At 40.8% G+C, this 20,971-nt stretch carries 15 protein-coding genes; 9 read left to right on the top strand and 6 right to left on the bottom strand.

The annotated features are described in order from the left end of the window. Window positions 1-14: 14 nt before the first annotated feature. From FJ709_RS09500 to FJ709_RS09460, 9 genes are all read left to right on the top strand, one after another. On the top strand, window positions 15-779 hold the full coding sequence (locus FJ709_RS09500; protein WP_226415725.1) for an alpha/beta fold hydrolase: 765 nt from the start codon (window positions 15-17) through the stop codon (window positions 777-779). Window positions 780-890: 111 nt separating this feature from the next. Next, on the top strand, window positions 891-1,112 hold the full coding sequence (locus tag FJ709_RS09495; RefSeq protein WP_226415723.1) for a DUF2788 domain-containing protein: 222 nt from the start codon (window positions 891-893) through the stop codon (window positions 1,110-1,112). Window positions 1,113-1,120: 8 nt separating this feature from the next. After that, complete coding sequence (gene ybfE / locus FJ709_RS09490; protein ID WP_226415722.1) at window positions 1,121-1,393, top strand: LexA regulated protein; 273 nt, start codon at window positions 1,121-1,123, stop codon at window positions 1,391-1,393. 51 nt (window positions 1,394-1,444) lie between these two features. Continuing rightward, window positions 1,445-1,972 (top strand): flavodoxin FldA, encoded by a 528-nt coding sequence (gene fldA / locus FJ709_RS09485; RefSeq protein WP_226415720.1) that lies wholly within the window; start codon window positions 1,445-1,447, stop codon window positions 1,970-1,972. Between the two features lie 123 nt (window positions 1,973-2,095). Further along, window positions 2,096-3,004: a hypothetical protein gene (locus FJ709_RS09480; RefSeq protein ID WP_226415719.1), complete on the top strand. Its 909-nt coding sequence runs from the start codon at window positions 2,096-2,098 to the stop codon at window positions 3,002-3,004. 8 nt (window positions 3,005-3,012) lie between these two features. Beyond that, window positions 3,013-4,230: an elongation factor P maturation arginine rhamnosyltransferase EarP gene (earP, locus tag FJ709_RS09475; protein WP_226415717.1), complete on the top strand. Its 1,218-nt coding sequence runs from the start codon at window positions 3,013-3,015 to the stop codon at window positions 4,228-4,230. A 46-nt stretch (window positions 4,231-4,276) separates the two neighbouring features. Then, window positions 4,277-4,837 carry an elongation factor P gene (gene efp / locus FJ709_RS09470; protein WP_226415715.1) on the top strand — a complete coding sequence of 187 codons (561 nt, stop codon included), beginning with the start codon at window positions 4,277-4,279 and terminating at the stop codon, window positions 4,835-4,837. A gap of 237 nt (window positions 4,838-5,074) precedes the next feature. Beyond that, entirely contained in the window at window positions 5,075-6,289 is a 1,215-nt protein-coding gene (locus FJ709_RS09465; RefSeq protein WP_226415713.1) for a pyridoxal phosphate-dependent aminotransferase, read from the top strand. A 208-nt stretch (window positions 6,290-6,497) separates the two neighbouring features. Next, window positions 6,498-7,919, top strand: coding sequence for a TonB-dependent receptor (locus FJ709_RS09460; protein WP_226415711.1), 1,422 nt, complete (start codon window positions 6,498-6,500; stop codon window positions 7,917-7,919). A gap of 121 nt (window positions 7,920-8,040) precedes the next feature. On the opposite strand, the gene FJ709_RS09455 is transcribed toward FJ709_RS09460, so the two are convergent. From FJ709_RS09455 to malQ, 6 genes are all read right to left on the bottom strand, one after another. Beyond that, a complete protein-coding gene (locus FJ709_RS09455; RefSeq protein WP_226415709.1) occupies window positions 8,041-9,735 on the bottom strand; it encodes a glycogen synthase in 1,695 nt (564 codons plus the stop codon). Window positions 9,736-9,744: 9 nt separating this feature from the next. After that, window positions 9,745-11,010: a glucose-1-phosphate adenylyltransferase gene (glgC, locus tag FJ709_RS09450; RefSeq protein WP_226415708.1), complete on the bottom strand. Its 1,266-nt coding sequence runs from the start codon at window positions 11,008-11,010 to the stop codon at window positions 9,745-9,747. 102 nt (window positions 11,011-11,112) lie between these two features. Further along, window positions 11,113-13,692: a glycogen/starch/alpha-glucan phosphorylase gene (locus FJ709_RS09445; protein ID WP_226415706.1), complete on the bottom strand. Its 2,580-nt coding sequence runs from the start codon at window positions 13,690-13,692 to the stop codon at window positions 11,113-11,115. Next, complete coding sequence (gene glgX, locus FJ709_RS09440; RefSeq protein ID WP_226415920.1) at window positions 13,679-15,787, bottom strand: glycogen debranching protein GlgX; 2,109 nt, start codon at window positions 15,785-15,787, stop codon at window positions 13,679-13,681. Before glgX ends, FJ709_RS09445 begins: the two co-directional genes overlap by 14 nt. Before the next feature lie 154 nt (window positions 15,788-15,941). After that, window positions 15,942-18,260, bottom strand: a complete 2,319-nt coding sequence (glgB, locus tag FJ709_RS09435) for a 1,4-alpha-glucan branching protein GlgB (protein ID WP_404830027.1) — start codon at window positions 18,258-18,260, stop codon at window positions 15,942-15,944. A gap of 60 nt (window positions 18,261-18,320) precedes the next feature. After that, window positions 18,321-20,684 carry a 4-alpha-glucanotransferase gene (gene malQ / locus FJ709_RS09430; RefSeq protein WP_226415705.1) on the bottom strand — a complete coding sequence of 788 codons (2,364 nt, stop codon included), beginning with the start codon at window positions 20,682-20,684 and terminating at the stop codon, window positions 18,321-18,323. Window positions 20,685-20,971 lie beyond the last annotated feature (287 nt).

Below are 20,971 nucleotides of genomic sequence, written 5' to 3'. Positions count from 1 at the left end.
CCTTAGGTAACAACATGCATTACGTCATCTCAGGCGCTGGTGAGCCGGTCATTTTAATTCACGGTTTGTTTGGAAATTTAGATAACTTAAAGTCTTTAGGCACGTCACTTGAAAATGATTTTCAAGTCGTTCGAGTTGACTTGCCTAATCATGGCCTAAGTGAGCATTGGTCGACAATGGATTACCCCAGCCTAGCTAAGGCAATCATTGCATTGATAGATGAGTTAGGATTTAACTCAGTTAAAATAGTGGGTCATTCCATGGGCGGAAAAATCGCTATGGCGACTGCCCTATTGTATCCAGAGCGCGTTAACAGTCTTGTGGTCGCTGATATTGCCCCAGTGACATATCAACCTCGCCATCAAACGGTGTTTGCTGGCCTAAGTTCATTAGTGTTAGATAAAGATACCAATCGCAAAACCGCATTGGTGCATTTAATCAATTCCGGCATTGATGAAGGCACTGCCCAGTTTTTACTGAAAAATTTACAAAGAACAGATGACGGCTTTGAATGGAAGATGAACTTAACTGGGCTAATTAACTGTTACGACCGTATTATTGGCTGGCAGTTAACCGATGATCATCGTCCACTGCATTACGATAAACCTTGTTTGTTTATTCGTGGTGATGAGTCTAACTATGTCATGGCGGAACATCGCGATGCTATCGTTGCGCAATTTCCACAGGTGAGTGCAAAAACAATCAATGGCGCAGGTCATTGGTTGCATGCGCAAAAGCCTGAAATATTTAATCGGATAGTGGCAAATTTTTTACGTTAAAATCATGGCTATTTTTACACCATTTACACTGTGACAGATAGCCGTTGTGACTCTGATGTGATATATTCGCGCCTCTTTTTTGCAATCTAAAGAAGTTAGTAAAGGTAAAGTATGCTCAATCAATATATGGAACAAATTGAAACCTTTGGCTTAAATTTCTTTTTTGCAGCAATTTTCTTTTTTATCGGCATGGCTATAAGCGATGTGCTAAAGCAAGGCAACGTACCAAAATTTGGACGTTATGTTGTATGGAGCGTATTATTTTTAGGCTGTGCAGGTTTTGTGGCAAAAGGCATTATTCAAATGACCTGGGAAGGCTCAGGTATTGGTTAATAAGAGACATGGCAAAAGAAACAGCAGACAGAACAACCATTGATCTTTTTGACAGCGAAAGACGGCGTGGAAGACCTAGAAGTAATCCATTAAATCGTGAACAGCAACTGAAGATCAACAAGCGTAACCAAATTCAGCGTGATCGCGCTAACGGTTTAAAGCGGATAGAGTTAAAGGTGTCACAAGATTTATATGACGCCTTGAACCAACAAGCTTTGGCCAGTAACATTAGTCGTAGCCAGTTAATCGAACATATTCTGCAACAGCAAATCGACAACTGATTCGTTATTTGAACATCGCACTAAGCGAAATTGATATTGAAAGGATACCCCATGGCAACTGTAGGTCTATTTTTCGGTAGCGACACAGGTAATACCGAAGCTGTCGCCAAAATGATCCAGAAAAAACTGGGCAAGCAAATGATCGATGTTAAAGACATCGCCAAAAGCACCAAAGAGCAAATTGCAGAATATGATTTATTACTATTCGGCATTCCAACCTGGTACTACGGTGAAGCACAATGTGACTGGGATGATTTTTTCCCTGAACTTGAGCAAATTGACTTTAACGATAAGTTAATCGCTATTTTTGGTTGTGGCGACCAAGAAGATTATGCTGAGTATTTCTTAGATGCTATGGGCATGGTTCGAGACATAGTAGAAGCCCGTGGCGGCATTATTATTGGCAACTGGCCTACTGCAAGTTATAACTTTGAAGCATCTAAAGGTTTAGCAGATGATGATCACTTTGTCGGTTTAGGCATTGATGAAGACCGTCAGCCAGAATTAACGGAAGAACGTGTTGATGCATGGGTTAAACAAATCTATGAAGAAATGTGTTTAGCTGAATTAGAAGACTAAATCCTTAAAGACCATTAAATAGCAGCTTATTGATAAACAGCCTCTATTATAAAGTCTAGAATAAATCTTCACTAAAAAGCGGCCTTAGCCGCTTTTTTACTATGTACACTAAAGCGGTACTTTATGCTAAAGCTGAATATTGAGACGCGGGAAATTATTGATAACGTGGTGGTGAAATACCATATATTCGATGTTAATCAACCTATAATGATTACGTTTCCTCCTGTCTGTCAAAGCATACCCAATATCGATGTCGCTACTGATGCGCCAGTGTGGAGCTTTGATTACTTCGCTAATCGTAAACTGAATATTATTGCCTTTAATCATATCGGTGAAGGCAATTACTTTGACAGTGAAATGTTTATCTCATACTTAGATAAGCTTAAACACGCCATTGCCATGTTTCCAAGTAAAGTAGGTTATGGCACAAGTTTAGGCGGGTTTGCCCTTAGCTTACATGCAGACAGATTAGACTTGGATAAAGCCTTATTGATGATGCCGCAAAGTACTTATTGCAAATCAATTGCCCCTTGGGACCCTATTGTAACCAATGCCCAAGATAGTCGCATAAGTGATATGAAAACACTGGACGGTAAAGGCTGTAAAACCCCGCTAACGGTAATATATGATCCACTGTCTATTGCCGATAAATTGCATGTACAAAGGTTTGAACAAGCATTAACTGTTTTGAAAATATACGCAGTAGGTCACCGTGTTCCACGAGCATTACAGCATTTAAATATGCTGTCAGAGGTTATTCTGCAATTCAGACTGGGCACAATTGATCAAGATTACTTCTATGCAGGGATCAGGGGCAGACGATCCTTAAGTTATTACTTTAGGGATGCCTTTAAAAAACCAAATAAAAGCTACACTAACAGACGCGTGGCGATTATTTACTGGCATAAAGCTAAGCAAAAAATCACTCACTTTAAATTTGAGCCCAATAAAGTAATTGAACGAATAGCGGCTAGTTGTCACAAGCGCATGCTTAAAATTAAAGTTAAACTAGATCAATTCATCTCTCGTTAGCAATTTGGATGAAAACTACATTGAACACTCAAGTCACCCCTGCTCACTTAACAAACACAACCTATGCTAAACACTGGGATATTTTCTGTGTAGTGGTAGATAACTATGGGGATATAGGCGTCACTTGGCGATTAGCCAAACAGCTTGCTGCTGAATACAGTATTCAGGTCAATTTATGGGTGGATGATTTAAACAGTTTCTCACATATTTTACCGGCATTAAATCCTCAACTTAACCAACAACAGTTTGCTGGCGTTAATATTATTCATTGGAATAAAGCCACGGAAATAAGCTTTATTGCAGGCTCAGTGTTAATCGAAGCTTTTGCCTGTGAATTACCTTCATCAGTTACAAATACGCTTACCCAACTAAAACACACACATTTAGACCAAATCCCTGTTTGGCTGAATTTAGAATATTTATCCGCTGAAGACTGGGTTGAAGGTTGCCATGGTTTACCCTCGACTCAACTATCCGGTTTAATCAAGCATTTTTATTTCCCCGGTTTTAGTGTCAAAACCGGCGGATTAATATGCGAACAAGATTTATTTGTTCAGCGCGATAACTGGCAAAATGATAATAGCAATAAACTGGCATTATTCGACAAACTCGGCCTCAGTGGCATTGAAGCGCACCATATTGTCATTTCAGTATTTAGTTATGAAACAAACGCCCTCCCCGCACTTATTAAGCATTGGCAGGCATCGACGACGCCAATTCACTTACTTATTCCAAAAGGCAGAAGCTTAAATAGTCTCAGTGCTTTATTACCTTGTCATGTAAATGAGTTAGTCGCAGGTCAGCAAATTCTGCTTGATTCGGTGACGCTGCACATTTTACCGATGACAGATCAACAAGGTTATGATCAACTGTTATGGAGCTGTGATTTTAACATTGTCCGTGGAGAAGACTCCTTTTTAAGGGCGCAATGGGCTTCAAAACCATTTATTTGGCATATATATCCACAAGAAGATGATTATCACCTGATAAAATTACAAGCTTTTATGCAAGTTTACTGCGATAATCTAGCGCCTGATTTAGCCAAGTCTTGGTGTGAATTGAACTTGTCGTTCAACCAAGGCGATCAAATTGACACCGTCAATCATTGGCAAAAACTCGAATTTAATCATTTGCCTTTATTACAGCATGCTAAAAAATGGCCAATGACAGCATTAAATGATGCAGATCTTGCTTCGCGACTAGTTCAATTCGTGAAAAGTCGCTAAGATACTGCTCGAAATAAGAAATCGATAAATTATAGGAAATAATGTAATGAAAACTGCTCATGAAATCCGTCCTGGCAACGTGATCATGTTAGATGGCAGCCCATGGGTTGTTCAAAAAACTGAGACAACTCGTTCTGGCCGTAACGCTGCAATTGTTAAGCTAAAACTGAAAAACTTGTTGCTTGAGTCTGGTACTGAACAAACCTTTAAAGGTGAAGATAAGTTAGACGATATTATTTTAGAGCGTCTAGATTGTACTTATTCTTACTTTGCTGATCCTATGTATGTATTTATGGATGAAGAATTCAATCAGTACGACGTTGAAGCTGATAATTTAGGTGATGCAGCTGCATACATCGTTGACGGTATGGAAGATCAGTGTCAAGTGACTTTCTATAACGACAAAGCTATCTCTGTTGAATTACCTGTTCATATAGTACGTGAAGTCACTTACACCGAGCCATCTGCTCGCGGTGATACTTCAGGTAAAGTAATGAAGCCAGCTACCATTACTGGTGGTGGTACGGTTACTGTTGCTGATTTCGTAAAAGTTGGCGATAAAATTGAGATTGATACCCGTACAGGCGAATTCAAGAAACGTGTTTAATCACATCTTGTAAATTGTCTAAAAGCCAGCTTAATTGCTGGCTTTTTTGTTTTGAAGTAGCATAAAAAACTAAAATACTTATTCCCTGCCCCATAAAATAAGATATAAACGCTAATTTTAGCCAGTCAATTAGAATTATTCACTAAAAATCTTTATTAAAATCTCATTTTGACACTTCCACTCTCTTTATAAATTCGTTATGGTTCGCTTACTTAGTAGTATTTTATAGAGAGTAGTATGCGTCCAATCATCAAATCGAATAAATTAGATACTGTGTGTTACGACATTCGTGGACCTGTACACAAAGAAGCCCGCCGTTTAGAAGATGAAGGACACCGGATATTAAAACTGAATATTGGCAACCCTGCACCATTCGGATTTGAAGCGCCTGAAGAAATTGTTCGTGATGTGATTTTAAACCTGCCCAGTGCTCAAGGTTACTGTGAATCAAAAGGATTATTCTCTGCCCGTAAAGCTATCGTTCAACATTATCAATCTCAGGGTATTTTTGGCGTTGATATTGAAGATATCTATATCGGTAATGGCGCATCGGAACTGATTGTGATGGCGATGCAAGGTTTACTCAACCCAGGTGATGAAATGTTGATCCCGTCACCGGATTATCCATTATGGACGGCGGCAACTCACTTGTCTGGCGGTAAAGCGGTACATTATCGATGTGATGAAGAAGCAGATTGGTTTCCTGATATTGAGGATATGAAAAGTAAGATCAGTCCTCGCACCCGCGGTATTGTGTTAATCAATCCTAATAATCCAACTGGTGCTGTGTATTCGCGCGAATTGATACAACAAGTTATTGAACTTTGTCGTCAACACGATTTGATTTTGTTTTCCGATGAGATTTACGACAAAATTCTCTATGATGAAGCGCAACATGTTCACGCGGCTTCATTATCAGATGATATTTTAACTGTGACCTTTAATGGCCTATCAAAAGCGTATCGAGCCGCTGGGTTTCGAGTGGGCTGGATGATGCTAACCGGTAATTTAAAAGCGGCTAAAAGCTATATTGAAGGCTTAGAAATGCTAGCTTCAATGCGGTTATGCTCTAACGTGCCGAATCAACATGCAATTCAAACGGCATTAGGGGGATATCAATCTATCAATGAACTTATTTTGCCTAAGGGTCGGCTAACAGTGCAGCGTGATGCTTGTTATGAATTATTAAATTCAATACCGGGTGTCAGTTGTAAAAAACCTAAAGGTGCTCTGTACGCTTTTCCCAAATTAGATATGAAAAAGTTTAATTTACGCGATGATGAGCGTTTAGTGCTTGAATTACTCAAGCGAAAGAAGATTTTACTGGTGCAAGGTACCGCATTTAATTGGCCAGAACCTGATCATTTACGGGTGGTTTTTTTACCTCATAAAGAAGATCTCACCAAAGCATTGCAGGAGTTTGGCCACTTTTTAGAAGATTATCGCCAATAAATCATTAGCAATACATATTAAAGTACAAACTACAGGGGCTGATTAATTCGGCCCTTGTTGTTTTGCCAAGCCTAGATTCAACTATAGCCTGCTGTAGTATCATTATTGAATTAACTTTAATTGTATGAACACGTATTCAAAGCATTTAAAAAATGTGTGATTTACACTATGATTAGTCAGCAAATTTATTATTCAGTTCGGAAGTAATATGGACAAGAAAGTCAGTTCTCGCAGTACCAAAGAAAAAGCCCTTAGACTTAATTTGGATGATAAGAAATACGGCACCATAGTTGAAATTGGCGCAGGCCAAGAGGTGGCGCGTAATTTTTTCGTTGCTGGAGCCGCGGCAGGCACTATTGCTAAAACCATGTCTGCCTATGACATGAAGTTTTCCGATGCGATTTATGGCGTACAGCAAAATGGCCGCTATGTCAGTAAAAGCCGTGTACTTGCCATGATGGAGCAAGAGTATGACTTAGTGGTTGAACGTGTTGCCGATGTACGCTCACGCTCATCACGTTACTTCAGTTATGCCGCCACTGTGGCAGCTAAAAGCTTCAATAAAGACAATGAATGCCATGCATGGTGTGGTGTTAGAGTGCAAATGTACCCAGGTGCTGAGCCATCAAATATTGTGGTCCATGTGCGCATGTTTGATGATAATGCAGAAGACCAGCAGCATGCACTGGGCATTATTGGTGTGAATTTAATTTATGGCAGCTACTATTACTTCGAAGATCCAAAGAAATTAATTGATTCGTTAACCGATAATATGAAAGCAAATCGTGTTGAAATAGACTCGATTGAATTTCAAGGCCCTTACTTTGAAGACATCGACAATAAAGCTAAAAATATCCATCTAATTCGCAGTTGGAAAACCCGTGCAGTGATGTTTAAGCCTGATGGCACCATTGGCGTACCCGCTGAGATGCTTTACAAGAAAAACGTGCTGACGATTCGCGGATCATTTAAGCCGGTCACTAAGCTTAATGTTGATATGATTCAACAAGGTCAAAAGGCTTTTGCTGAATTAGAGGGCGTTGACAAAGACAACACCATTTTGATCGCTGAAATATCATTAAATGATTTACAAGGTAACGATGCGAATATGTCTGAGAAAGACATTCTTGAACGGGTTCGCCTATTAAATTTATTGGGTTATAACGTGCTGGTATCAGATTATACCCGTTACTTTTCATTAAGAGCCTACTTCCGCCAATTTACCAACCTACAAATTGGCATTGTTGTTGGCATGATTAACATTAAACAAATTTTTGATGTTGAATTCTATCGCGGCCTTGAGGGCGGTATTTTAGAAGGTTTTGGTAAATTATTTCCAGACAATACCCGTTTATTCGTTTATCCAGAATTGGATGATAAAGGGGCATTAAACGATTTATCCAATGTGACTGTGCCGGCTAATCTTCGTTACCTGTATCGCCATTTAGTTGATAATGGTTTTATCAAAGGCATAGAGACCAGTAATATTGAGCTATTTAGTATTTATTCCCGTGAGATCCTCAAACAACTGGCACGTGGATCAGATGAATGGAAACAAGCCCTGCCGGATGTTGTTGCTGAAGAAGTGATTAAGCATAAGTTATTCGGTTATAGAGGCGCGAGAAAGTAAACAATATTACTTGATGACAATCTTAAATTTAGTCATTAACGTTTCTCAAAACAAAGTCTATAAAAAAGCCATTAACATTGTGTTAATGGCTTTTTTGTCGCTTTAATAGCAAAACTATTAATCAATTATACAAATGTTCTTTATAAGCCTGAGCCACCGTTTTCCAATCAAATCTTGCCATACTGGCTTGCTGTTTAATCTGTTGCCATGGAAGTGTGCCGTAACTTTGTAAGCATTGATTAAATTGCGAGATAAAATTATTAGCCTGCATTTCAATTCCATCACCATTAAACACCCAACCATTTTCATCATGTTTAACCGTATCTTTTAACCCGCCGACGCCATGGACTAAACAAGGTTGACCGTGCTTCATGGCTAACATTTGGCTAATACCACAGGGCTCGAATGAGCTAGGCATTAAGAATAACTCACCCTGTTGATACAGTAGCTGTGATAATTGCTCGTCGTAACCATTTAAAAAGATACTATTAGCATATTGGGCACATATCGTTTTAAGCTGATTTGATAAATGCTCATCACCACTGCCAAGTAGCATAAACAAAGCATCTGGTTGCTGCTGTTTTAGATTAATCAGTAATTGATCTAATACCGTTTTACCATTGGCTATTTTGGTTAAAAAAAGCATCACCTTTTGTGTCGTTAATCGCCCTACAGAGGTCACCAGTAATCCCGGATAACTGCTGTCAATATTTGTATACCGACGAATATGCTGATCGACTCGTATATTAGCGATAAAGTCGGTTGATGAAACCACTGATTTATATTTTTGCCACTGAATCAATGCCTCCTGAGCAGTGCTCAACAAATCCAGTCTTTCAAATGTGAGATTTTCGGATTGAGACTTCGATACTTGCTGCGTTTCAGAACGAGCGCTATCGGCTGTATTTTGGGTATGATTATCATCAATTGTATAATCACAGCCATTAATAATGCCAACAAGCTGCTGATTTGTAGCTTTCAACTGTAAATCTTGCTCTAGCCCCTCGCCACCATAAAAGCCTTTTTCAGGATGAGATGCTAATAATATTTCTTTAGCATAAGTCGGTGATACCACATGCACCTTGTTACTAAACACAATCCCCATGCGCATCGGGTTTGCACAATTAGGATACCTAGGGTCAACAATGCCGTTGGGCAAGTTATCAAGTTGATTGGCAAAAAACCATTGCGGATACCAATGACATAATGACGATTTATCGCCAGTTAAAGGTCTTATGCCCTGCAGCGCTAGGTTGTGAATAGTATAAATGCACTTGATCTGTTTCAATGATGCAAAATCATCCACACATTCCCTGAGCATCGCAATCATTGCGGTATGCCAGTCATGTAGATGCATCACATCATAATGTCCGAGTTTACCTTGCACTAATGCACTGGCAACCGCTAAACAAAACAAGGCAAACTTATCTGCATCATCAGCAAAAGGTCTGTCAGCGGAACCTTGAGTATAAATACTGCCGTCGGCTTGATTAAACATAGGATGGGCAAATAAATATACCCAACTATGTTGCTCACTAGACCCTTTGGCTGTGCAAACCTGTGCTTTACTCTCTGGCCGTGGGATCCTATAGATGCTTATCTTTTCCATTGCCCCACCAAAAGACACTTCAATGTCAGTGACTTTATCGGCGCAATAATAATCCTTTAAGAAGCCATACTCAGGCATGGCGACATCGGCAGATATTCCACAATCACTTAATGCCTTGGGGAGATCGCGAATAACATCCCCCATGCCGCCGACTTTGGCTTTAATCAAGGCATCGTTTTCAGCGGCGACTAATAGCACTTTATTCATTAACATTCCTTATTCAAAACCAACCGCGAGCCCGAGCATTTTACGCGTGACTAAGGTGATGCCTTTTTCTGATACTCTAAAGCCGCGAGCTCTATCGTGATCATGGTTATAACCAATTTCCATGCCCTCAGGAATAATACAACCGCGATCCAAAATAGAGTTTTTGATTTTACAGTTTTTAAGTACCACAACATCGGGTAACAGCACAGAGTCTTTAACTAATGAATAGGAACACACTCTGACTTCGTCAAACAACACGCTGCGTTTTACTTTTGCACCGGAAATAATACAACCGCCAGAAATAATTGAATCTACCGCCATTCCACGTCGATTATCATCGTCAAAGACAAACTTAGCCGGAGGGAGTTGCTCTTGATAAGTCCAAATAGGCCATTTTGCATCGTAAAGATTAAGCGCCGGTGTCGGTGACAACAACTCCATGTTGGCCTGAAAAAACGATTCTAATGTCCCCACATCGCGCCAATAAGCGGGCTCATCTTCAATGGCACTGATAAACGGAAAGGCATACACCTTATGCTCTTTAATAATATTGGGAATGATGTCTTTACCAAAATCGCGCTCAGAGTGTTCATTGACCGAATCTTTTTTCAATTGATCAAATAAAAACTTGGTATTAAAGACATAGTTGCCCATAGATGCTAAGCATTTATCTGGTTTGCCAGGAATAGGCTTTGGGTGTGCTGGCTTTTCTTCAAAGCCAATAATACGATTATTTTCATCAACCTCAACAACCCCGAATGCACCAGCGGCCTCTTCTAAAGGTACTTCTAAACAACAAACCGTCATATCGGCATTAGACTCAGCGTGATCCGCCAACAGACCGGCATAATCCATGCGATAAATATGATCGCCAGATAAAATCATCACATACTTAGTCGTTTCATGGCGGATAATATCAATATTTTGAAACACAGCATCAGCGGTGCCTTCATACCAATTACCTGAGGTCTGCTGTGATGCCGGTAATATTTCAACTGATTCACCCAGTTCCTTCTTAAAATGGCCCCAGCCCCTTGTAACATGTCGGATCAACGAATGGGATTTATACTGTGTCACCACCCCAACCCGTCTAATGCCAGAGTTAATGCAATTTGATAAAGGAAAATCGATAATTCTATACTTACCCCCAAAATACAACGCAGGCTTTGCACGCCAGTCGGTCAGCTCATGCAAGCGAGAACCACGACCACCAGCGAGAATAATCGCATAAGTATCACGCGTTAAATTACTAATATACCGTACACTTTTATTCATACATTCACTCCATAGACAAAACGATTAGGTTTAAATGGGCGTTAACATCCCTGTTGTTACTATTTAACTGACATTACTTTGATTACTTTCAAAACCTAGACATCACACATGTTTGAGCCAAATATCATCACGATAGCCGGCGATGGTTTTATCACTTGAAAATCGGCCACTGGCAGCAGTGTTACGAATACTGGTTTGCTGCCACAAGGTTTGATCGCTATAAAGTTTGGCCACGGCTGATTGCGCACCGCAGTACTCATCAAAGTCTGCTGCTAGCATCCATTGATCGTGGGGATCTTTAATGGCATTGATGATGCTGTCGAATATGCCGGGTTCAACTAAATTGAAATGGCCACCAGCTAACATATCAAGTACTCCTTGTAGCGCTGGGGAGGCGTTAATATACTTTTGTGGCTGATAATAGGGTTTGAGTGATTGGACTTGCTCTGCGGTTAAGCCGAACAAGAAAAAGTTTTCCTGGCCGACCTCCGCTAACATTTCAACATTCGCGCCATCTAAGGTGCCAATTGTTAGCGCGCCATTCATCATAAACTTCATATTGCCGGTACCAGAGGCTTCTTTACCTGCGGTTGATATTTGTTCTGATAAATCGGTACCTGGGCAGATTTTCTCCATTGCACTGACATTATAATTAGGCAAAAAAGCAAGCCGTAAATACGGCGTAACAGCTGGGTCATTGTTAACCATATGCGCCACATTATTGATTAACTTGATAATTTGTTTAGCCATCGCATAACCAGGCGCAGCTTTACCACCAATCAACACACAGCGCGGAACCATGTCTTGAGTATCGCCAGCTAGTATTCTCTGGTACAGGTGAATAACGTGCATGATATTAAGCAACTGGCGTTTGTACTCATGGATACGCTTTACCTGCACATCAAACATCATACTTGTATCAAACTGCACACCACTTTCTGCCAACACAAACGTTGCCAACACTTGCTTATTGGCATTTTTCACTTCGGCCCACTGTTTGACGAACTTTTTATCAGAGGTAAACGCATTTAGCGCAGTTAAATGCGACAGATCGTTAATCCAGGCATCTCCAAGTTTGCTATTGATCAAATCGGTTAATAAAGGATTACAATTCACTAACCAACGTCTTGGTGTGACACCGTTAGTACGGTTATTGAATTTAGTTGGCCATAATTGATAAAAATCATTAAATAAGCCTGCTTTTAATAACTGCGTATGTAAACCTGCTACACCGTTGACCGAAAAACTGGCCACAATGGCTAAGTAAGCCATACGAACATGTTGCACTGGCCCTTCTTCAATAATCGACATCGCAGCTAACTTTTTGATATCCCCCGGCCATTGATGGGCAACCTGTTCAAGGAATCGAGCGTTGATTTCAAATATAATTTGCATAATGCGTGGCAACATATGCTGCATTAATGGTACCGGCCAGCGCTCAAGCGCTTCCGGCAATAAAGTGTGGTTAGTGTAAGCTAAGGTTTGTGAGGTGATTGACCAAGCGCTATCCCAACCTAAGCCATGTTCATCCATCAATAGGCGCATTAATTCTGGCGCGGCAATACTTGGGTGAGTATCGTTAAGCTGAATTGCATTTTTAGCACTGAACTGGCTAAAGTCTTCACCGTATATCGCCACATATCGGGCCAATAAGTCCTGTAAACTTGCTGAACTTAAAAAGTACTGTTGTCTTAAGCGTAATTCTTTACCATTCTCGCTGGCATCATTGGGGTACAACACCATAGTAATTTGTTCTGCTAAGTTTTTATCGGCCACCGCTTCGGCATAATCGCCATCATTAAATTCTGCTAAATCGAAATCATCATTGGCTTCTGCTTTCCAAAGCCTTAGGGTATTTATACGGCCATTACGGTAACCTGGTACTGGCATGTCGTAGGGCACAGCCAGCACTGAGCGACAATCTTGCCAAACATGCTGAGTATTACCGGCCTTATCTTGATAGGTTGTGCAGTGGCCAAAAAAGGGTACTGACACAATCCTGTGGGGCATTCTCACTTCCCAGGGGTTACCTTGGCGTAACCAGCGATCGGGCTTTTCTACTTGATATCCATTGACTATTTTTTGGGCAAACATGCCATATTGATAACGAATACCATAGCCCGTCACGGCTAAGTCAAGGCTGGCACAGCTATCTAAAAAACATGCAGCGAGTCGCCCCAGTCCACCATTGCCAAGGCCTGCGTCATGCTCATATTCTTCAATGACTTCTAGCTGAATGGCATAGTCAGTGAGCAGTTTACGGGTCTCGTCAGTTAACTCTAAGCTCAGTAAAGCATTACCTAAAGCACGTCCCATTAAAAACTCAAGTGACAAATAGGCAATTTGTTTTTGATCAAATTGATTATCTTTAATACGTGTAGATCGCCACTTATCGAGCATTTGCTCTTTGACACCTAATGCTAAAGCCTCAAACAGCGATGAGTCTTGGTGCTCACTGTGGCATAACCCATAACGAATTTGCCTTGCAACACTTGCTGCCAATGAATCACAGGGATCGCAAGGTTCAGATTTGGTTAACACTTGATCAGTTAACGCATTACTGGCTAAGGATGTACTCTTTGCGCTAGATTCTGACTCAGACTCTGATTTAGTGTGACTCTTGGGCTTAGCTGGCTTTTTGTTTGTCGATTTATTCGCACTAACAGTTTTAGCTGCGGTCATGTTCCACTCCTTGAAAATGGCTATGAAATATCATCAAACTACGGGGTTGAAGGTAAAATTTACCATCAAGATTAGCTTGAGTTTGTGCAACATCTATCTGGGTATCGCTTTGGGTATGCAACACACAGGACCAATGTCCAAAATGGATTAAGTTAGGTTGGTGGAAGGTTTGCTGTTGTTCATCAGCGTTAATAAATAGCATTAACGCTTGGGTATTTTCGGGAATGGCGCCGACTTCAGCTTCAAGCAAATTGCCAGTAACAATAACGGTTAATGTGCGGCAGTGATGTTCACTCCACAGCGTTTTGGTCATTGGCTCACCTAGTTTATTGAACCAGGCAATGCCATTATCAAATAAGGCTTCAGGCTGGTGGATAAACTCTTTATGACATAGCAAAGGGTAATGCTTGCGCAATTTGATCAATTCTTGGGTGAAATGAACCAAATCCCAGTCAATGGCTTGCCAGTTGAACCAATTATCAGGCGTATCTTGGCAGTAGGCATTATTGTTTCCTTGTTGGGTGTGGCCAGCTTCATCGCCACTTAACAACATAGGTACGCCTTGAGATAGCAATAAAGTCGCTAAAAAATTACGTTTTTGACGGCTGCGCACAGTATTAATCTTGCTGCTTTCTGTTTCGCCTTCTACCCCATAATGGCAACTGAAGTTTTCTTGATGACCATCTCTATTATCTTCGTTATTAGCCAAGTTGTGCTTAGCTTGATAAGACACCAAATCATGCAGAGTGTAACCATCATGACTGGTAATAAAGTTAATACTTGCCGCGGGGCCGCGGCCATTGTGTTCAAAGAAATCACTTGAGCCATGGAACCGCTTGGCAAACTCAGACAATATGCCATTATCTCCACGCCAAAATCGGCGCATGGTGTCACGGTATCTGTCATTCCATTCACTGAATACCACAGGATAATTACCTAATTGATATCCACCGGGGCCAATATCCCATGGCTCAACAATTAATTTAACCCGGCACAATGTTGGGTCTTGCATTAACGCATCAAAAAATCCACTGCCTGGGTCAAAGCCATAATTTTCACGGCCTAAACAGCTAGCAAGGTCAAAGCGAAAACCATCTACTCCCATCACTTCAACCCAGTACCGTAATGAGTCCATGATTAACATTAAAACCTGAGGATGGTTAACATTAAGGGTATTACCACAGCCAGTATCATTAATATAAAAGCGAGGTTCATTAGGCATTAAACGGTAATAGCTTGCGTTATCTATGCCTTTAAAATGATAACTTGGGCCTAAATGATTACCTTCTGCAGTATGGTTATAAACCACATCTAAAATAACCTCGACACCGGCCTGGTGCATCTTTGACACCATGTGCCTAAACTCAGCAATATCATCTGATGCCAGATATTGTGGATGCGGTGCAAAAAATCCTGCTGTGTTATAACCCCAATAATTATTGAGTTTTTTCTCTACCAAAAAAGGTTCGTCAAAAAATGCATGTACAGGGAGTAACTCAATTGCCGTGATCCCAAGTTGAGTTAAATACTCTACAACTGCGGGATGAGACAGGCCTGCGAATGTACCGCACATCTCACGTGGTAAATCTGGATGCAGTTTGGTAAATCCCTTAACATGGGTTTCGTAAATGATACTGTGGTTAAGCTCGCGCCTTATCGGCGCTATAGGTATCGCCTTAATGCGTTCAATATCAACCACTACACATTTGGGCATAAAGGCGGCATTATCTTGCTGACTAAACGACAGATCTGCACTGGCGTCATCAACATCGTATCCATAAAGGGCATTACTATGCTGCAATTCACCAACCAGTTTTCGTGCATAGGGGTCAAGATGAAGCTTGTGATGATTAAATCGATGTCCGAGTTCAGGCTGATATGGTCCAAACACTCGATAACCATAAAGCAAGCCAGCTTTAGCGCCGGTTAACTCACCATGCCAAATATGATGGGTTTTATGGGTCAATATGTATTGGGCAATTTCAAGCTGTGAAATGGGATCAAATATACACAATATGACTTTGGTGGCATTGGCTGAAAACAGTGAAAAATTCACCCCATTCTCGGTTAGATTTGCCCCTAAAGGATAAGGCATACCTTCATCGAGTATTAGGTGATTAACGCCTGCGACAATTGACGGTTTATACTCAACCTTATCATTACTTTCAGTTCGATTAACCATACTCACCACTCCTTTACAACACGCACAAAAACAATAAACGGACTTAACCAGTTTTTATCGATTACCCTTAGGTTTTAGATGACGTCTTCGGCTTTGATTTAGCTTTAGGCTCAGACTTTGCTTTTGTTTTAGGTTGCGAGAGTGATTTTACAGACGGTTTAATGACTGGCGTAAAAATCACACAGGACAATGGCGGCACTGTTATCAGCGCACTGTAATCTTGCCCTTGCCATGCTTGAACTTCAGCATCGATAGCATGCTCATTAATCAGGTTCGATCCGCCATAGCGGGCATAATCACTGTTTAACGCTTGCTGATAAGCTGTATGTTGAGGTAAACCGATGCGAAAATCATGGTGCACTGTTGGTGTCATATTGATCACAATCACTACATGCTCATTAGACTGTTTGCCAAATCGAGCAAACACTAAAATACTATTGGCCTCGTTATGGCAATCAAGCCAACTGAAACCCGCCGGATGAGTATCAAGTGCATATAATGCCGGGGTGTGCAGGTAAAGTGCATTAAGATCTTGGATCCAGTGCTGTATTTGCTGATGAGCTTGATACTCTAGTAAATGCCAATCTAAACTTAGGTTATGATTCCATTCGTTTCGCTGTGCAAATTCGCACCCCATAAATAACAGCTTCTTGCCTGGATGAGCCCACATAAAACCAAAGTAGGCCCGTAAAGTAGCAAATTTTTGCCAGTCATCTCCGGGGATCTTATTAATGAGCGAACCCTTACCGTGCACCACTTCATCGTGACTAACCGACAGTATGAATTGCTCTGTATAGGCATACACTAAACCAAATGTCAGTTCATTGTGGTGGTGAGAGCGATAAAGCGGATCGCGCTTTAAATAACTAAGCGAGTCATTCATCCAGCCCATATTCCACTTATAACCAAAACCTAAACCTTGATGCTCGGTACTTTGAGTCACTCCGCCCCAAGCGGTAGATTCTTCAGCGACCATATCTATGCCCGGAAAAGCTTGATACATTTCGATATTCAGTCGTTTTAGAAAACTTATCGCAGCTAAATTCTCACGGCCCCCGTGTTCATTGGGTAACCATTGGTCTTGTTCTCTTGAATAATCTAAATACAACATTGACGACACGGCATCTAATCTAAGGCCGTCAAAATGAAACTCACTTAACCAGTAATAAGCATTACTTAACAAGAAACTGTTAACTTCCGCTCGGCCATAGTTATAAATAAGGGTATCCCAATCTGGGTGCTCTCCCTGGCGTGGATCGGCATGTTCATAAAGACATGAACCATCAAAACGAGCCAGGCCGTGTGGGTCTTTAGGAAAATGTGCCGGTACCCAATCAAGCAACACTGCTAGGTCATGTTGGTGACAACTGTCGATAAAGGCTTTTAAGCCTTCTGGTTTGCCAAAACGATAGGTCGGTGCATACAAGCCTACGGGTTGATAACCCCACGAACCATCAAATGGATATTCACTGATCGGCATTAATTGCAGATGTGTAAAACCCATTTTTTTGACATAGGGAATAAGTTCATCGATTAATTGCTGATAGTCATAAAAGCATTCACCTGTGTCCCCTTTGCGGCGCCATGAGGCTAGTTGCACCTCATATATTGCCATCGGTTGATTGCAACTTTGACGACTAGATTGTTGTGCGTTAGCTATCCTTTGTGTCTTCCAGTTAGTATCTTGCCATTGATAAGCATCAACATCAGTCACAATAGATGCATTCCCCGGTGCAGCCTGCATCATTTTGGCGTAGGGATCTGACTTTTCATGCCTATTGCCCTGCGCATCTTCAATACTAAACTTATAATGCATGCCGGCATCAACATCAGCGATAAAGATGTCCCACAAGCCACTTGCTGGATGTCGTCTTAATATATGACGGCGCGGATCCCAATGGTTCATATCGCCAACAAGCGCAACATTTTGTGCATTAGGCGCCCACACGCAAAAGTGAACCCCTTTAATACCTTGGTGGGTTTGCCAATTAGCGCCTTGAAATAAATAAGCTTGTAACTGTGAGCCCTCGTTGAATAAATAAACATCTTTATCATCAAGTAGGCTATCAAATTGGTAAGGGTCAATAATCTCAACCACACTAAGCGGGTAACTGACTCGCAATAGATATTGAAACTTATTTTTACGACGGGGAATTTTGCCACTAAAAAAACCAGCATCAACCGCAGTCAGTGTTGCCACTTTACGACCACTTTTTAAATCAATCACCTCAACCTGACTTGCCTCTGGTAAAAAGCAATTTATAACAAGTGATTTAATCTCTTCAACATAATGCATTCCAAGTTGCGAGAACACATCGTTAAATTGACCCACACTTATCTGACTAAGCACTGAAGCATGAATATTGGTGGCACTTGTTATCATCATAATGGCTTCCATAAGGTAATTTTTGTCGTTTGCTGGCCTAACGGTATTAAGTTGTTCTGGCTATTCATTTTGGTTGTGGTGATTTCTGCTCGCCAAGACTAATTGGCATCGTTGCTGAATGGCCTTATCTTGAAACAGTTGCGTCAAGGTCATCGGTAATCGGCGTTGCCAATTAGGAAACTCTTTCCAGGTTCCCGGAATATTGACGCAGTGGTTATCAGCCATCAAATCAGCAAGCTGGACACAAAATAATGTCGAGTTACTTGTTGACGCCACAATCAGCCAAGCATTAAGTAACCGATTGAAAACTAATTCAGATAAAGCTTTTTTTAAGCCCATGTGAGGTGCACGTTTGTCGACAGGTATCTGATGATATTGGCTTAACAAGTTTTGTAATTCTGCAAGTAACAAACTGACGTCAACAGGCAAGTGCAGGCCACCAGATTTAACTTGGCCAAGCCCGATAACTAGCCAATCAATAAGGTGCCATTTATCAACGTCACGTTGCTCAGCTTCGGTGATAAAATCCTGTTCTGACTCATATTGCGCTAAGCGCTGACGGATCAATAAATCTTCACCTTGCCACCAGGCTTTTAATGGTGCGACATCGTGATTAGCCAACATCATTAAACTATTGGTTTTGTGTGAATCAGGCGGACAGAACTGATGTTGTTGTGTAGTAAAATAAAATAATTGATTCGATAAAATATTACGCTGAGCCATAGCATCGATAATTTCAGGCGGAACCGTGCCTAAGTCTTCACCAATAACAACGCAATTAGCGCGATGGCTCTCAATACAAACAATGGCGAGTAGAGTCTCTAATGGGTAGTAAACATAGGCGCCGTTGCCCCAGTGTTTATTGACAGGCCACCACCAGAGTCTGAGTAATCCCATAACATGATCAATTCTAATTGCACCATAAAAGCGCATATTAGTATGAAGCAAATCAATAAAATGTTGATAGTCAGCCTGTTTCAGCTTAACGGGATCTAATGGCGTTAACCCCCAATTTTGGCCACTTGCCGAAAAAGGATCTGGCGGCGCACCAATACTGGCTTGTGTACAAAACTGACCAATATTGCTTTGTACTTCATTGCCACTAAGTAAGGCGCCTATGGCTAAATCACCAATCAGGCCGATTTTCATATCAAGGGATGTGCAATATGCTTGGCATGCCTTAAGTTGCTCTACCGCGATAAACTGCAAATAGGCATAAAACTCTTCTGGCATAGTTAGCCATTGGGGAGATTGACATACCTGATCTGCACAAAACTGCTGCAGTGACTGACCTTCTTGCTCAACAAATTGGCGAAACTGTTGATAATAACTTGAATTTACAGCCTTACTATTAGCAGAAAATAATTCATACATAATTACAAATGAGCGATATTTATAGTCAAAAACCTTTTTGTAACTGATATTTTTTAAATGATTTATTTTCACATAAAAATCATTATGTTTCATATCAACATAAGTATTACTGTCTTTAGTTAACAGATTGTGCATCTCATCAAGATCGATATAGAGTGGATTCAGTCGTCTTCTGTCTGTTGGACTATAGGGACTACAATTGTCTGGATTAGTAATATCAAGTGCATGTAAAGGATTAAGCATGACAAAATCAGCCCCCATAGAGGCACTATATTCAATCATTTTTTTTAAGCTGCTAAAGTCCCCTATTGCATCAAAACCCTCGCCGCCCTTTTTTAAACTATAAAGTTGGACGCTTATTCCCCACAATTTTTGTTGGGTTTGCTTAACCAGCCCAGCATCAAAACAATGATTAGGGGCAATAAGTAAAGTTGCTGAGGCAGAAGAAACCGTGTTTATATTCGCTGCAGACTCAATTTCTACCGATATATGATGATAACCATCAGGAATAGCAAATTCAGTAAATTGATTGAGGGTAAATTGATAGCGGCAATAACGAACACCTTGGTAGTAATACTCACCAATAATGGCCATGTCACTCGTACGACAAGTAAATACAGCGCTGCTAGGTGAATCTATAGGGCGGCGACTCATTTGATCAAAAATGATTTCAACCCTAACCACAGCATCTTGTTCAGGTAAATGAATGTGTGCAGCGGCCATTGATACATAACTGTATTGAAAAGAAGGTAATATCGATAACCATGGCTTTGCATCTAACGTATAAACAGTCTCCTCAACGATAGACACACTCAAAGGTTCATCGTGACTGATACTATTGTTAATGCTTTTATTAATACTGCTATTAACTGGCAGATGCTTACTTAAGGATGCTGATAATGGCTCATGGCCATTTGGTGCCAACATCGCTTTTACTATCCCTAGCCTATCGTGTTGATCAATTTTTACATGCCTGCCAAAGCAGTCAATAAACTCTGCCCCAACGCCCTGCAAATACAGTAACTTCTCTAGCCCCATATTTGTCTCCATGCTCTGCACCATAACAAGTAATAGCAGCTACCATGCCAGTGTTAAGTAACAGTAAGAAGACAGATTAATGACAATAATAAGACAGACAATATTATTTAATTACAGTGCGTTATGAATAAATAAGAATATTTGGCTTATTTAGCACCCATTAAAACAGTTGTTTAAATGCACAAAAGTGGGGCGATAAATGTTCGATAACAGAGCAAATAATAGATGAGGTTGCAAAGAAGGTAGTAGCGCAAGTAACAAAACAAGCCGCACAAAATACCTAAGAGGTTAATTGGCAT

The organism is Shewanella glacialimarina, from assembly GCF_020511155.1.
GTDB lineage: Bacteria > Pseudomonadota > Gammaproteobacteria > Enterobacterales > Shewanellaceae > Shewanella > Shewanella glacialimarina.
This window is presented reverse-complemented; position numbering and strand designations above follow the sequence as displayed.